This is a genomic window from Flavobacterium limnosediminis JC2902, from assembly GCF_000498535.1.
In the GTDB taxonomy this organism is placed as follows: Bacteria; Bacteroidota; Bacteroidia; order Flavobacteriales; family Flavobacteriaceae; genus Flavobacterium; species Flavobacterium limnosediminis.
In genome coordinates this window covers 97,221-111,462 of the sequence record NZ_AVGG01000002.1, presented here as the reverse complement: position 1 = coordinate 111,462, position 14,242 = coordinate 97,221, and the positions used below count along the sequence as shown (strand labels likewise).

The following is a 14,242-nucleotide window of genomic DNA, read 5'->3' as shown; positions in this document are numbered from 1 at the left end:
TAATTTTTTTCATACATTCGTTTTCTATTTTATACGCCATGCAAGAAGATTTTTTACACCACATCTGGCAATACAGAAAATTTGCCTTTGGAAAACTGTTGACATGTAAGGGAGAAGAACTTCAAATTCTCCATTCAGGCCATTACCTGCAGCAAGCAGGCCCTGATTTTTTCAACGCACAAATTTATATCGGAAACCAAAAATGGGCCGGCAATATTGAAATTCACGTTAAGTCTTCGGATTGGTATGTCCATCATCATGAAAACGATCCGGCCTATGATGCCGTGATCCTGCATGTGGTTTGGGAGCACGATACGAATGTTTTTCGTTCCGACAATTCTGAAATTCCGGTTTTGGAACTGAAAAATTATGTGGCCAAAGAAACGCTGGAGAGTTATCTTTCGCTTTCCTCGGCCAAATCTTGGATTTACTGTGAAAAAGATTTAGCGTCCGTTAACGGTTTTGTTTTGAAAAAGTGGCAGGAACGTTTGTTTTTTGAGCGCCTTGAACGAAAAGCGCTTCCTATGCAGCAGCATTTGCTTCGGAACCAGCATGATTGGGAAACCACTTTGTTTTGCTTTTTAGCTAAAAACTTCGGATTGAATACCAATGGTGATTCCTTTTTCGCAATTGCTGATTCCATCCTGTTTTCCATCATCCGAAAGGAAAAATCAGAGGTTGAAAATTTAGAGGCTTTGTTTTTTGGACGTGCCGGATTTCTCCGGGAGGAAAAGCAGGATGTTTACTATTTGAACCTGCAAAACCGTTGGCATTATTTATCTGATAAGTATCAGCTGAAAAATGTTTTTATTGAACCACTGCAGTTTTTTAAACATCGCCCTGATAATTTTCCCACGATTCGTTTGGCGCAACTCGCGCAATTGTACCATCAGCAGGACAATCTGTTTTCTAAAATTATTGCTTCCGAATCGGTTTCGGCATTGTACAGTGTTTTTAATGTAAAGGTTTCCGATTATTGGCAGACACATTATCAGTTTGATAAAGAAAGTCCTAAGAAGCGCAAGGTATTAACGTCTTCTTTTGTCGAATTGTTGGTTGTGAATACGATTGTTCCGATTCAGTTTTCTTATGCAAAGCATTTGGGAAAAGAAGTGTCGGATGATCTGATTGGTTTTTTGGAAGAAATCGCTGCCGAGAAAAATGTTATCATCGATAAATTTTCGGGTTTCGGGATTCATGCTGAAAATGCTTTTGATTCACAGACCTTGCTGCAGCTTAAAAACGAGTATTGCAACAATAAAAAATGCCTGCAATGTGAAATCGGAATAGAATTGTTAAAGAAATAATTACATTTGTACTATGGGACTGATTACCAATATACGTCACTTTTTCGAGAAACACGGTTTCGAAGTTTCTTCCCGTTTAGCGGATCGCCTGGGCATGAGAACCACGAGCGTCCGTCTCTTTTTTATTTACATTTCTTTTTTTACGGTCGGACTTTGGTTTGGCGTGTATCTTACTCTGGCTTTTTTATTTCGATTGAAAGACAAAGTGTACACCAAGCGCAGTTCTGTTTTTGATTTGTAAACTTCCCAATTATGAAAACCCCGTCTTATTTTAAATACACCCGCGAGCAGCGGAGTGGTATTGTTGCGCTTATTTTACTGATGATTTTTATTCAGTTAGCGTATTATTTTTGTTTTTCGGAAATCACCTTTTCAAACCAATCAGATAGTCAGGAAGCTAAGGAATGGCTGGCTTTGCAATCGGAAATTGACAGTCTTAAAATAGAGAAAGGAATCGAAAAGCACAAAATCTATCCGTTCAATCCCAATTTTATTTCAGATTATAAAGGATATACACTAGGGATGTCGGTTGCTGAAATTGATCGTCTGCATAAATTCCGGGAAGGAAATAAATATGTGAATTCCGCTGCCGAATTTCAAAATGTAACTAAAATTTCAAAAGAGCTGTTAGGCAAGATAGCGCCCTATTTCAAATTTCCTGATTGGGTAAAAAATAAAACGAAAAACAATTCCTTTGCAAATTATCCGAAACAAACGATCGATAAAAAAGAGAAAATCGTGGTTGCGGACATAAATTCGGCAACGCAGGAAGAATTGATGAAAGTATACGGAATTGGTCCGGCGCTTTCGGAACGAATATTGAAAGAGCGGGAGAAGTTTGGTGCTTTTGTTTCGATGAAACAGTTGGAAGACGTTTGGGGGTTGTCTCCGGAAGTGATTACGAACATAAACAAGTGTTTTAGTGTTTTAGCCGCGCCGAATGTCCGAAAACTCAATATTAATGATGCTTCTGTGAGGGAATTGTCGCAGTTTCCGTTCTTTAAATACCATCTTGCCAAAGAGATTGTGACCTACAGAAGTATGAATGGGGATATAAAAAGCAAAGAGGATTTAATAAAAATTAAGAATTTCCCTATTGATAAAGTTGATATAATTGCCTTATATTTGAACCTTTAAATTTATTATATCAACTATTTAAAATAGTAAAACAATACCAATTATATGAATTCAATATATTTTACTGAAGAGCATCAATTATTTAGAGAAAGTTTGCGTGATTTTTTGCAGAAAGAAGTCGTTCCGCATATTGAAAAATGGGAAAAAACAGGAACTATAGAGCGATTTATCTGGAAGAAATTTGGTGAAATGGGTTTCTTTGGATTGCGCTACCCTGAAGCTTATGGAGGATTGAATCTGGATTTGTTTTATACGGTCATCTTTTTAGAGGAACTTCAAAGAATCAAATCCGGTGGTTTTGCTGCAGCGATGTGGGCCCATTCCTATTTAGCAATGACTCATTTGAATGCAGAAGGTGATGAAAGAATAAAGCAGGAATATTTGGCAGCAAGTATTTCCGGTGATAAAATAGGGGCTTTGTGTATTACGGAACCTTTTGGGGGTAGTGATGTTGCGGGTATGCGTACAACGGCTGTAAAAGACGGAGACAAGTATATTATTAACGGCTCTAAAACCTTCATAACAAACGGTGTTTACGGAGATTATTACGTTGTCGCTGCCAAAACAAATCCGGAACTAGGAAATAAGGGAATAAGCATGTTTTTGGTAGACAGTAATCTTCCTGGTATTTCCGCTACAAAATTGGATAAATTGGGATGGAGAGCTTCTGATACTGCTGAAATAGCATTTGATAATGTTGAAATTCCTGTTGCCAATTTAATGGGTGAAGAAGGAAAAGGATTCCCGTATATTATGCAGCATTTTGCATTAGAGCGCTTGATTATGGCGATAAATGCCCATGCAAGTGCTGAGTATGCCATCGAGTACGCTATAGGATATATGTCAGAGCGCGAAGCATTTGGAAGAACAATTGATAAGTTCCAGGCATTAAGACATACAATTGTGGAGCATGCAACAGATGTAGAGCATTGCAAGTTGTTTAATTATGCTGCCGTTGCCCGATTGGATAAAGGTGAATATGTAGTGAAAGAAGCTACTATGGCTAAATTGAAATCAACAAAAGTGGCCGATGAAACCATTTACAGTTGTTTGCAGATGTTGGGCGGTTACGGCTATATGGAAGAATATCCGTTAGCGCGCTTGTTAAGAGACAGTCGTTTAGGGCCAATAGGCGGTGGAACATCGGAAATATTAAAAGAGATTCTGTCAAAAATGATTTTTGATAAACAAAATTATCAGCCTGCTGTAAAGCATTAAGACAGAGGATAGAACATAGAAGCAAGAGCCAAGAAACAAGAAATTGTGACTTGGCTTTTTTGTTTGACAGCGTTCTAGTGAATGGGCTTTTGTATCGTCTTTCTGAGGCTTGTACTCTCTTGATTCTTGCTTCTATGTTCTATTTTCTGTTTTTTCTTTCGTAATTCAAAATAAATTTTTAGTTTTGCAGCCTAAATGAGAGGAGGTGTCTAGATTATGTTAATTATCCCAATTAAAGACGGAGAGAATATCGATAGAGCATTAAAGCGCTATAAAAGAAAATTCGACAAAACCGGAACTGTTCGTCAGTTAAGAGCACGTCAAGCTTTCACTAAGCCATCTGTAACAAGAAGAGCTCAGATCCAAAAAGCAGCTTACATTCAAAATTTAAGAGACTCTTTAGAGAGCTAGTATTTATTTTGAATAGCAATATAACCGTTAGTGTATGAAGTTTTATAACTTTGTATCTAACGGTTTTTTTATGGTTACTACTCAACAGGCGTATCGCGATTACCTTCAGAAAGAGAAAAATTATTCTCCGCATACGCTTACTGCTTATCTCAAGGATGTGTCCGAATTTGAAGATTTCCTGAAAGTGCACGATGCCGATGCGACTTTGGAAACAGTTGTTTATTCTCAGGTGCGCAGTTGGATTGTTTCCTTGGTTGAAAATAATATTTCCAATATTTCGGTCAACCGGAAAATATCATCGCTTAAATCGTTTTATAAATTCCTTCTCAGGTCGAAACAGATTGAGGTGAATCCGCTTCAGAAACACAGGTCCTTAAAAGCGCCTAAAAAGGTGCAGATTCCTTTTTCTGAAAAAGAACTTGAACAGGTGTTTGAGGAAAATGATTATCCGGATGATTTTGAAGGGATTCGCAATCGTTTGATTATCGAACTTTTTTATGCTACCGGGATGCGTCGTGCCGAATTGGTTGCGACTGAAGTTGGAAATTACAGTCCCTACAGTAAGACGCTTAAGGTTTTGGGGAAGAGGAATAAGGAGCGAATTCTGCCGCTTCTGGAGTGTACGGTGGTGTTATTGAATCGTTATCTTATTGAAAGAAATCGTCTAAATGTAATTGAAAATCCTGATTTGTTAATATTAAATAAAAACGGGCATAAAATAAGTGAATCGTTTGTGTATCGATTAATAAATGATTACTTTAGTACTGTCTCTGAAAAAACAAAGAGGAGTCCCCACGTTCTTAGGCACACATTTGCAACCCACTTGCTTAATAATGGAGCCGATTTAAATTCAGTAAAAGAATTGTTAGGTCACGCAAGTTTGTCTTCTACTCAAATCTATACCCACAGCAGTTTGGCTGAACTGAAGCGAGTTTATCAAGATGCTCATCCGCGCAACCAGAAATAATTCAAAGTGTAACCCAATAAAATTTTTATTATGAAGGTAAATGTTCATGCTGTTAATTTTAACATTGACAGAAAATTAGTAGATTTTGTTCAGGAGCGATTAGATAAATTAGAAAAGTATTATGACAGGGTGGTGTCGTCCGATGTTTTCCTGAAGTTGGATAATACGAGTGATAAGGAAAATAAGATTGTAGAGGTGAAAGTGATGGTGCCAGGTGATGATTTTTTGGTTAAAAAACAGAGTAAGTCTTTTGAAGAGGCGGTTGATTTGTCTGTAGATTCTTTGGAGCGTCTTTTGGTAAAGAGAAAAGAAAAATTAAGTCCGCATATTTAAAAAAATAAAAAAAAGATAGATTTTATTTTGATTAAAAAATAAATTCCCTACATTTGCAGTCCGTTAGAAATAGCGGACTTTTTTTATTGTAGTTGCCGGTGTAGCTCAGCTGGCTAGAGCAGCTGATTTGTAATCAGCAGGTCGTGGGTTCGAGTCCCTCTATCGGCTCTGGTTTTTAAGAGACTGGAAATAAAAAAAGTTGGGGAGATACTCAAGCGGCCAACGAGGGCGGACTGTAAATCCGCTGATTACATCTTCGCAGGTTCGAATCCTGCTCTCCCCACAAAGTCATCAAAGTGATGCGATGATTGTCGAATTAGGGATTTAGGAATAAGGATTTGGGTGGCTAAATTCTGAAAACTGGCTCCTGAACACACAAAAGCCGGTGTAGCTCAGGGGTAGAGTGCTTCCTTGGTAAGGAAGAGGTCACGGGTTCAATTCCCGTCATTGGCTCAATTATGTAAATTTGAACACTAATTATATAACTAAGATTAAATTATTAAATCATGGCAAAAGAAACCTTTGATCGTTCGAAGCCCCATTTAAATATTGGTACTATCGGACACGTAGATCACGGAAAAACAACTTTAACTGCTGCTATTACTAAAGTATTAGCTGATGCTGGTTTATCAGAAGCAAAATCATTCGATCAAATCGATAATGCTCCTGAAGAAAAAGAAAGAGGTATTACTATCAACACTTCTCACGTAGAGTACTCTACAGCTAACCGTCACTACGCTCACGTTGACTGTCCAGGTCACGCGGATTACGTTAAGAACATGGTTACTGGTGCTGCTCAGATGGACGGTGCTATCTTAGTAGTTGCTGCTACAGATGGTCCAATGCCACAAACTCGTGAGCACATCCTTTTAGGTCGTCAGGTTGGTGTGCCTAGAATGGTAGTATTCATGAATAAAGTGGATATGGTTGATGATGCTGAATTGTTAGAGCTTGTTGAGATGGAAATCAGAGACTTATTGTCTTTCTATCAATATGATGGTGATAACGGACCAGTTGTTCAAGGTTCTGCATTAGGTGCTTTAAATGGTGAGCCTCAATGGGTTGCTACTGTTATGGCGTTAATGGATGCTGTTGATAGCTGGATTGAATTGCCAATGCGTGATGTTGAGAAGCCATTCTTGATGCCAGTTGAGGACGTATTTACAATTACAGGTCGTGGAACTGTTGCTACAGGTCGTATCGAAACTGGAGTTGCTAATACTGGAGATGCTGTTGAAATCATCGGTATGGGTGCTGAAAAATTAACTTCTACAATTACTGGAGTTGAGATGTTCCGTAAAATCCTTGATAGAGGTGAAGCTGGAGATAACGTAGGTTTATTGCTACGTGGTATCGATAAAGCTGATATCAAAAGAGGAATGGTTATCATTAAGCCAGGATCTGTAAAACCACACGCTCACTTCAAAGCTGAGGTGTATATCTTGAAAAAAGAAGAAGGTGGACGTCACACTCCATTCCACAACAACTACCGTCCACAGTTCTACGTACGTACAACTGACGTAACAGGTACTATTTCTTTACCTGCAGGAGTTGAGATGGTTATGCCAGGTGATAACTTAACTATTGACGTACAATTGTTAAGCCCAATCGCTTTATCAGTAGGTTTACGTTTCGCTATCCGTGAAGGTGGTAGAACTGTAGGTGCTGGTCAGGTAACTGAAATCTTAGACTAATTCATAGTCAATTATAAAAAAACCAGCGGTTCGCTGCTGGTTTTTTAAACAAACGGGCGTAGTTCAAGGGTAGAATAGCGGTCTCCAAAACCGTTGATGGGGGTTCGAATCCCTCCGCCCGTGCAAAAGCAATATATAATGACAAAGGTTGTTAATTACATAACGGAAGCATTTGAAGAGTTAAAATCAAATGTTACTTGGCCGGAATGGGCTGAAGTGCAAAAGTTAACTATAGTAGTAGCTTTATTTTCTATATTATTTGCATTAGCGACTTGGGGAGTTGATTCCGTTTTTGCTAAAGCATTAGGATTTTTCTTTAATTGGTTAAAAGCTTAATTTTTTTGATATGATTGATAATAATGTCAAAAAATGGTATGTAGTTAGAGCGGTTAGCGGACAGGAAAACAAGGTAAAAAACTATATCGAAACGGAAATTAACCGTTTGGGTATGGGAGATTATATTTCACAGGTATTGGTTCCTACTGAAAAGGTAGTACAGGTGCGTGATGGAAAAAAGATCAGTAAAGACCGTGTTTATTTTCCTGGATACGTTATGATCGAGGCTAACTTAACCGGAGAAATTCCACACATCATTAAATCGATTACCGGTGTAATTGGTTTTTTGGGTGAAACAAAAGGAGGAGAAGCTGTTCCGTTAAGGCAGGCAGAAGTTAACAGGATGTTAGGTAAAGTGGATGAGTTATCTGTGAAGGTAGATCAGGGTGCTATACCGTATTCGGTTGGTGAAACTGTGAAAGTAATCGACGGGCCTTTCAATGGTTTCAACGGAACTGTTGAAAAAGTGAATGAAGAAAAGCGTAAACTTGAAGTAATGGTGAAAATTTTCGGAAGAAAGACACCGTTGGAATTGAGTTTTATGCAAGTTGAAAAAGTATAATATCGTTACATATAATAACCCACATCAATCGCTTCCAATTGATAGATGTGCTAAATTTTTTTAAAAATGGCTAAAGAAATTAGTAAAGTAGTTAAACTACAAGTTAAGGGAGGTGCCGCGAATCCTTCGCCACCGGTTGGACCTGCTTTGGGGGCTGCTGGAGTTAATATCATGGAGTTCTGTAAGCAGTTCAATGCTAGAACACAAGATAAACCAGGCAAAGTTTTACCAGTACAAATTACTGTGTATAAAGACAAGTCTTTTGACTTTGTTGTTAAAACGCCACCGGCTGCAATTCAATTGTTAGAGGCAGCTAAATTAAAGTCTGGTTCAGGGCAACCGAACCGTAAAAAAGTAGCTAACGTTACTTGGGATCAAATTAGAACTATTGCTGAAGACAAAATGGCTGACTTAAATGCTTTCGAAATCGAAAAAGCAATGAGTATGGTTGCCGGAACAGCTAGATCTATGGGTATAACAGTATCAGGAACAGCTCCTTTTTAATCGTAAAAAGAAAAAGACATGGCAAAATTGACAAAAAAGCAAAAAGAGGCTGCAGCAAAAATTGAGAAGAACAAATTATATTCTTTAAAGGATGCATCTGCATTGATTAAAGAAGTTGCTTCTGCAAAATTTGATGAGTCTGTTGATATCGCAGTGAAATTAGGGGTAGATCCTAGAAAAGCGAATCAAATGGTAAGAGGCGTTGTTACTTTACCTCACGGTACCGGTAAAGACGTTAGAGTATTAGCATTAGTTACTCCGGATAAAGAAGCGGAAGCTAAAGCTGCTGGTGCAGACCACGTAGGTTTAGATGACTATTTACAAAAAATCAAAGACGGTTGGACAGATATTGATGTAATCATCACTATGCCTGCTGTTATGGGAAAATTAGGTCCGTTAGGACGTGTGTTAGGTCCAAGAGGTTTAATGCCAAACCCTAAAACAGGTACTGTAACTATGGATGTGGCGAAAGCTGTTGAAGAAGTTAAAGCTGGTAAAATCGACTTTAAAGTTGATAAAACAGGAATCGTTCACGCTGGAATCGGAAGAATTTCTTTTGATGCTCAAAAAATCACGGAGAACGCTCACGAAATTATTCAAACATTAATCAAATTGAAACCAACTGCAGCGAAAGGTACTTATATTAAAAGTATCCACATTTCATCTACGATGAGTCCTGCAATTGCTTTAGATCCTAAAGCAGTTTAATTGGTAGTTAAAAATTTTTAGTATGACTAGAGAAGAAAAATCAATCGCGATTGAAGATTTAACTGCACAGTTAGCTGGGGTGAATGTTGTTTATTTGGCAGACATTTCTGGACTTAATGCAGAAACTACTTCAAACTTAAGAAGAGCTTGTTTTAAAGCAGGTATCAAATTAGAGGTTGTTAAGAATACATTACTTGAAAAAGCAATGGAAGCTTCTGAAAGCAACTTCGGTGAGTTATCTACCGTTTTAAAAGGAAACACTTCTATATTAATTGCTGAGACTGCAAACGGTCCTGCAAAAATTATCAAAGAATTCCGTAAGAAATCTGATAAGCCTTTATTGAAAGGTGCTTACATCAACGAAGAAATCTACATTGGAGATAACTTACTTGATTCGTTAGCAGCTCTTAAATCTAAAGAAGAGGTTATCGGAGAAATCATCGGATTATTACAATCCCCAGCTCAAAGAGTTATATCTGCTCTTAAGAACCAATTCAAAGACGAAGAGGGAGCTGAATAAATTGCGCACAAATAAATTATATAATTACAAATCATTTTAAAAGATAGAAAAAATGGCAGATTTGAAACAATTCGCAGAACAATTAGTTAACTTAACAGTTAAAGAAGTTAACGAATTAGCAACAATATTAAAAGACGAGTATGGTATCGAGCCAGCTGCTGCTGCTGTAGTAGTTGCTGCAGGTGGAGGTGAAGCTGCTGCTGAAGAGCAAACAGAATTCACTGTAATCTTGAAAGAGGCTGGTGCTTCTAAATTAGGAGTTGTTAAAGCTGTTAAAGAATTAACAGGTTTAGGTCTTAAAGAAGCTAAAGACTTAGTGGATGCTGCGCCAACTAACGTTAAAGAAGGTGTTTCTAAAGACGAAGCTGAAGGTCTTAAGAAAGCTTTAGAAGAAGCTGGAGCTGTAGTTGAGCTTAAATAAGCTAAACTAAGTTAAATAATTTAGGTTTAGGCCTTTGGAAGTTCTTTCCAAGGCCTAAACCATTTTGCGTATAATAAATTATTGTTAAAATTTATCTTAAGAATAGTTTGAAATACGAAAATAATAGTCAATACGAAGAAAGAAAATGAAATTATAACTTTCTGTTCATTTTCAAAGATGTATCGGTTATTAAGAAGAAAGTAAAATAAACTGTGTGTTTGCACAAAAACTACTTTTTTAATCAAAATTTTGTCCATTGATGTTAACAAATCAGACTGAAAGATTAAATTTCGCCTCGACGAAAAACATCCCAGACTATCCGGATTTCCTGGATATTCAGGTAAAATCTTTTAAGGATTTTTTCCAATTGGAAACCAAGTCCGACGAAAGAGGAAACGAAGGTCTTTATAATACCTTCATGGAAAACTTCCCAATCACTGATACAAGAAATCAGTTCGTATTGGAATTCCTTGACTACTTTGTTGATCCACCCCGTTATACAATTGAAGAGTGTATAGACAGAGGTCTAACGTACAGTGTGCCGTTAAAAGCACGTTTGAAACTATATTGTACAGACCCTGAACATGAAGATTTTGAAACAATTGTACAGGATGTATATTTAGGTACAATCCCGTATATGACACCAAGCGGTACATTCGTTATCAACGGTGCAGAGCGTGTTGTAGTATCTCAGTTACACCGTTCACCGGGTGTTTTCTTCGGACAATCGTTCCACGCAAACGGAACAAAATTATACTCTGCCAGAGTAATTCCTTTTAAAGGTTCTTGGATTGAATTCGCTACCGATATCAACAGCGTAATGTATGCTTATATCGATAGAAAGAAAAAATTACCTGTTACGACTTTATTCCGTGCTATCGGATTTGAGCGTGATAAAGATATTCTTGAAATTTTTGACCTTGCAGAAGAAATCAAAGTTTCCAAATCTGGTCTTAAAAAATACATCGGCAGAAGACTTGCTGCTCGTGTTTTGAACACTTGGCACGAAGATTTCGTGGATGAGGATACAGGAGAGGTAGTATCTATCGAACGTAACGAAATTATCTTAGACCGTGATACGCTTTTAGATAAGGACAATGTGGAGGAAATTGTAGACGCGAACGTGAAATCTATCTTGTTGCACAAGGAAGATAACAACCAAGCGGATTATGCAATCATCCACAACACATTACAAAAAGACCCTACTAACTCAGAAAAAGAAGCCGTAGAGCACATCTACCGTCAGTTGCGTAATGCAGAACCGCCTGATGAGGAAACGGCTCGTGGTATCATCGATAAATTATTCTTCTCGGATCAACGTTATAACTTAGGTGAAGTTGGTCGTTACAGAATGAACAAAAAATTAGGTTTGGATATCCCAATGGAAAAACAAGTGTTGACCAAAGAGGATATTATCACTATCGTGAAGTATTTGATCGAACTAATCAACTCTAAAGCAGAGATTGATGATATCGACCACTTATCAAACCGTCGTGTTAGAACAGTTGGTGAACAATTGTCTGCACAATTTGGTGTTGGTCTTGCTCGTATGGCAAGAACTATCCGTGAGAGAATGAACGTTCGTGATAACGAGGTGTTCACGCCAATCGATTTGATCAATGCGAAAACATTATCATCGGTTATCAACTCTTTCTTCGGAACCAACCAGTTATCTCAGTTCATGGACCAAACGAATCCATTGGCAGAGATTACACACAAAAGAAGATTGTCTGCCCTAGGACCTGGAGGTCTTTCACGTGAAAGAGCCGGATTCGAGGTGCGTGACGTTCACTATACGCACTACGGACGTTTATGTCCGATTGAAACACCAGAGGGACCAAACATTGGTTTGATTTCATCTCTTGGGGTTTATGCGAAAGTAAACGGAATGGGCTTTATCGAAACACCTTACCGTAAGGTAACCAATGGTACAGTAGATTTAGTTTCAACTCCTGTTTATTTAAGTGCAGAAGAAGAAGAAGGTAAGATGATTGCTCAGGCAAACATCGAGATGGACCAAAACGGTAAAATTACGGCTGAGAATGTTATTGCTCGTGAAGAGGGTGACTTCCCGGTTGTTGATCCTACGGTTGTTCATTATACCGACGTAGCGCCAAACCAGATTGCTTCGATTTCGGCTTCGTTGATTCCGTTCTTGGAACATGATGATGCGAACCGTGCGTTGATGGGATCAAACATGATGCGTCAGGCTGTACCATTGTTACGTCCTGAAGCACCGATTGTTGGAACTGGTCTTGAGCGTCAGGTAGCTACCGATTCTCGTGTACTTATCAATGCAGAAGGTGAAGGAGTTGTTGAGTATGTAGATGCAAACATGATTACTATCAAATACGATAGAACTGAGGCAGAACGTGCTGTGAGCTTTGATCCGGATGAGAAAACATATCAATTAATCAAGTTCAGAAAAACCAACCAGAGTACGTCTATCAACTTGAAACCTATCGTAAGAAAAGGGGACAGAGTTACTAAAGGACAAGTACTTTGTGAGGGATATGCAACACAAAACGGAGAGTTAGCTTTAGGTAGAAACCTACAGGTAGCGTTCATGCCTTGGAAAGGGTACAACTTCGAGGATGCGATTGTAATTTCTGAAAAAGTAGTTCGTGATGATATCTTTACATCCATCCACGTTGACGATTATTCATTAGAAGTTCGTGATACGAAATTGGGTAACGAGGAATTAACGAATGATATTCCAAACGTTTCTGAAGAGGCTACTAAAGACTTGGATGAAAACGGTATGATCAGAATCGGAGCAGAGGTTAAACCTGGCGACATTCTAATCGGAAAAATTACACCAAAAGGAGAATCAGATCCAACTCCGGAAGAGAAGTTATTAAGAGCGATCTTCGGAGATAAAGCAGGTGATGTGAAAGATGCTTCATTAAAAGCGTCTCCATCTTTACATGGTGTGGTTTTAGATAAAAAATTATTCGCGAGAGCGGTAAAAGATAAGCGTAAACGTTCTAAAGATAAAGACGATTTAGCAGTTTTGGAAACTCAGTTTGAAGTGAAATTCGTTGAATTGAAAGACAAATTGGTTGAAAAATTATTCGAAATCGTTAATGGTAAAACGTCTCAGGGTGTAATGAATGATTTGGGTGAGGAAGTATTACCAAAAGGTAAGAAATACACGCAAAAAATGCTTTACGCTGTAGAGGATTTTGCTCACTTAACTAAAGGTCAGTGGACAACAGATGACGAGTCAAATGCTATGGTAAATGACTTGATCCACAACTACAAAATTAAGTTGAACGATTTACAAGGTGCATTACGTAGAGAAAAATTCACGATTACAGTTGGGGATGAATTACCATCAGGTATCTTGAAATTAGCTAAAGTATACATCGCTAAGAAACGTAAACTGAAAGTAGGAGATAAGATGGCAGGTCGTCACGGTAACAAAGGTATCGTTGCGAAAATCGTTCGTCAGGAAGATATGCCATTCTTAGAAGACGGAACACCGGTAGATATTGTATTGAATCCACTAGGGGTACCATCTCGTATGAACATCGGACAGATTTATGAAACCGTTCTTGGATGGGCAGGTAAGAAATTAGGAAGAAAGTATGCAACGCCAATTTTCGACGGAGCTTCTCTTGACCAGATTAATGCCTTAACAGACGAAGCAGGTGTTCCAAGATTCGGTCATACGTATCTGTATGACGGAGGAACTGGAGAGCGTTTCCACCAGCCGGCAACCGTAGGTGTAATTTACATGTTGAAATTAGGACACATGGTTGATGACAAGATGCACGCACGTTCTATCGGTCCATACTCATTGATCACGCAGCAGCCTCTTGGAGGTAAAGCGCAGTTCGGAGGTCAGCGTTTTGGAGAGATGGAGGTTTGGGCTCTTGAGGCGTACGGAGCTTCAAGTACTTTGAGAGAAATCTTGACAGTGAAATCGGATGACGTTATCGGTAGAGCTAAAACTTACGAGGCAATCGTGAAAGGTGAAACTATGCCGGAACCAGGATTACCTGAATCATTCAATGTATTGATGCATGAATTGAAAGGTCTTGGATTAGACATCAGATTAGAAGAATAACAAAAAAAGCAGTTGTCAGTCCCGATTTTTCGGGACTGATTACTCATTTATA

General features: G+C 38.4%; 15 protein-coding genes and 4 tRNA genes. All 19 read left to right on the top strand.

The genetic code is table 11. The features are described 5' to 3' along the window. The first annotated feature begins 38 nt into the window (after positions 1–38). The 19 genes from FLJC2902T_RS03285 to rpoB all read left to right on the top strand — a co-directional run bounded on the left by FLJC2902T_RS03285 (position 39) and on the right by rpoB (position 14,190). The gene (locus tag FLJC2902T_RS03285) at positions 39–1,307 is read left to right on the top strand and encodes a DUF2851 family protein (RefSeq protein ID WP_023578354.1); all 1,269 of its coding nucleotides are present in this window, start codon (positions 39–41) and stop codon (positions 1,305–1,307) included. Between the two features lie 19 nt (positions 1,308–1,326). Then, complete coding sequence (locus tag FLJC2902T_RS03280) at positions 1,327–1,548, top strand: PspC family transcriptional regulator (protein ID WP_035677200.1); 222 nt, start codon at positions 1,327–1,329, stop codon at positions 1,546–1,548. 11 nt (positions 1,549–1,559) lie between these two features. Next, entirely contained in the window at positions 1,560–2,444 is an 885-nt protein-coding gene (locus FLJC2902T_RS03275) for a ComEA family DNA-binding protein (RefSeq protein ID WP_023578352.1), read from the top strand. Between the two features lie 45 nt (positions 2,445–2,489). Continuing rightward, the gene (locus FLJC2902T_RS03270) at positions 2,490–3,662 is read left to right on the top strand and encodes an acyl-CoA dehydrogenase family protein (protein WP_023578351.1); all 1,173 of its coding nucleotides are present in this window, start codon (positions 2,490–2,492) and stop codon (positions 3,660–3,662) included. Between the two features lie 216 nt (positions 3,663–3,878). Beyond that, positions 3,879–4,073: a 30S ribosomal protein S21 gene (rpsU, locus tag FLJC2902T_RS03265; protein ID WP_023578350.1), complete on the top strand. Its 195-nt coding sequence runs from the start codon at positions 3,879–3,881 to the stop codon at positions 4,071–4,073. A 70-nt stretch (positions 4,074–4,143) separates the two neighbouring features. Then, complete coding sequence (locus tag FLJC2902T_RS03260; protein WP_023578349.1) at positions 4,144–5,040, top strand: tyrosine-type recombinase/integrase; 897 nt, start codon at positions 4,144–4,146, stop codon at positions 5,038–5,040. 30 nt (positions 5,041–5,070) lie between these two features. After that, a complete protein-coding gene (gene hpf / locus FLJC2902T_RS03255) occupies positions 5,071–5,373 on the top strand; it encodes a ribosome hibernation-promoting factor, HPF/YfiA family (RefSeq protein WP_023578348.1) in 303 nt (100 codons plus the stop codon). A 94-nt stretch (positions 5,374–5,467) separates the two neighbouring features. Continuing rightward, a tRNA-Thr gene (locus FLJC2902T_RS03250) sits at positions 5,468–5,541 on the top strand. Positions 5,542–5,574: 33 nt separating this feature from the next. After that, positions 5,575–5,656: transfer RNA gene (locus tag FLJC2902T_RS03245), tRNA-Tyr, on the top strand. Positions 5,657–5,754: 98 nt separating this feature from the next. Continuing rightward, a tRNA-Thr gene (locus FLJC2902T_RS03240) sits at positions 5,755–5,826 on the top strand. Between the two features lie 53 nt (positions 5,827–5,879). Continuing rightward, complete coding sequence (tuf, locus tag FLJC2902T_RS03235; protein WP_023573627.1) at positions 5,880–7,067, top strand: elongation factor Tu; 1,188 nt, start codon at positions 5,880–5,882, stop codon at positions 7,065–7,067. A gap of 52 nt (positions 7,068–7,119) precedes the next feature. Continuing rightward, positions 7,120–7,190, top strand: a tRNA-Trp gene (locus FLJC2902T_RS03230). A 15-nt stretch (positions 7,191–7,205) separates the two neighbouring features. Further along, positions 7,206–7,403, top strand: coding sequence for a preprotein translocase subunit SecE (secE, locus tag FLJC2902T_RS03225; protein WP_023578347.1), 198 nt, complete (start codon positions 7,206–7,208; stop codon positions 7,401–7,403). 10 nt (positions 7,404–7,413) lie between these two features. Continuing rightward, the gene (nusG, locus tag FLJC2902T_RS03220) at positions 7,414–7,965 is read left to right on the top strand and encodes a transcription termination/antitermination protein NusG (protein WP_023573629.1); all 552 of its coding nucleotides are present in this window, start codon (positions 7,414–7,416) and stop codon (positions 7,963–7,965) included. A 66-nt stretch (positions 7,966–8,031) separates the two neighbouring features. After that, positions 8,032–8,469 carry a 50S ribosomal protein L11 gene (rplK, locus tag FLJC2902T_RS03215; RefSeq protein WP_023578346.1) on the top strand — a complete coding sequence of 146 codons (438 nt, stop codon included), beginning with the start codon at positions 8,032–8,034 and terminating at the stop codon, positions 8,467–8,469. Between the two features lie 18 nt (positions 8,470–8,487). Continuing rightward, positions 8,488–9,177: a 50S ribosomal protein L1 gene (gene rplA / locus FLJC2902T_RS03210; RefSeq protein WP_023570838.1), complete on the top strand. Its 690-nt coding sequence runs from the start codon at positions 8,488–8,490 to the stop codon at positions 9,175–9,177. A 22-nt stretch (positions 9,178–9,199) separates the two neighbouring features. Then, positions 9,200–9,697, top strand: coding sequence for a 50S ribosomal protein L10 (rplJ, locus tag FLJC2902T_RS03205; RefSeq protein ID WP_023578345.1), 498 nt, complete (start codon positions 9,200–9,202; stop codon positions 9,695–9,697). 52 nt (positions 9,698–9,749) lie between these two features. Further along, entirely contained in the window at positions 9,750–10,118 is a 369-nt protein-coding gene (gene rplL / locus FLJC2902T_RS03200) for a 50S ribosomal protein L7/L12 (RefSeq protein WP_023578344.1), read from the top strand. Positions 10,119–10,377: 259 nt separating this feature from the next. Further along, complete coding sequence (gene rpoB, locus FLJC2902T_RS03190; protein ID WP_023578343.1) at positions 10,378–14,190, top strand: DNA-directed RNA polymerase subunit beta; 3,813 nt, start codon at positions 10,378–10,380, stop codon at positions 14,188–14,190. The last annotated feature ends 52 nt before the right edge of the window (positions 14,191–14,242 follow it).

Bases quoted from the DNA above. Each gene is read 5' to 3' on its own strand.
- rpoB (WP_023578343.1), top strand. From the start codon at position 10,378: ATGTTAACAAATCAGACTGAAAGATTAAATTTCGCCTCGACGAAAAAC.
- rpsU (WP_023578350.1), top strand. From the start codon at position 3,879: ATGTTAATTATCCCAATTAAAGACGGAGAGAATATCGATAGAGCATTA.
- tuf (WP_023573627.1), top strand. From the start codon at position 5,880: ATGGCAAAAGAAACCTTTGATCGTTCGAAGCCCCATTTAAATATTGGT.
- nusG (WP_023573629.1), top strand. From the start codon at position 7,414: ATGATTGATAATAATGTCAAAAAATGGTATGTAGTTAGAGCGGTTAGC.
- FLJC2902T_RS03260 (WP_023578349.1), top strand. From the start codon at position 4,144: ATGGTTACTACTCAACAGGCGTATCGCGATTACCTTCAGAAAGAGAAA.
- FLJC2902T_RS03275 (WP_023578352.1), top strand. From the start codon at position 1,560: ATGAAAACCCCGTCTTATTTTAAATACACCCGCGAGCAGCGGAGTGGT.
- rplA (WP_023570838.1), top strand. From the start codon at position 8,488: ATGGCAAAATTGACAAAAAAGCAAAAAGAGGCTGCAGCAAAAATTGAG.
- hpf (WP_023578348.1), top strand. From the start codon at position 5,071: ATGAAGGTAAATGTTCATGCTGTTAATTTTAACATTGACAGAAAATTA.
- rplJ (WP_023578345.1), top strand. From the start codon at position 9,200: ATGACTAGAGAAGAAAAATCAATCGCGATTGAAGATTTAACTGCACAG.
- secE (WP_023578347.1), top strand. From the start codon at position 7,206: ATGACAAAGGTTGTTAATTACATAACGGAAGCATTTGAAGAGTTAAAA.
- rplL (WP_023578344.1), top strand. From the start codon at position 9,750: ATGGCAGATTTGAAACAATTCGCAGAACAATTAGTTAACTTAACAGTT.
- rplK (WP_023578346.1), top strand. From the start codon at position 8,032: ATGGCTAAAGAAATTAGTAAAGTAGTTAAACTACAAGTTAAGGGAGGT.
- FLJC2902T_RS03285 (WP_023578354.1), top strand. From the start codon at position 39: ATGCAAGAAGATTTTTTACACCACATCTGGCAATACAGAAAATTTGCC.
- FLJC2902T_RS03270 (WP_023578351.1), top strand. From the start codon at position 2,490: ATGAATTCAATATATTTTACTGAAGAGCATCAATTATTTAGAGAAAGT.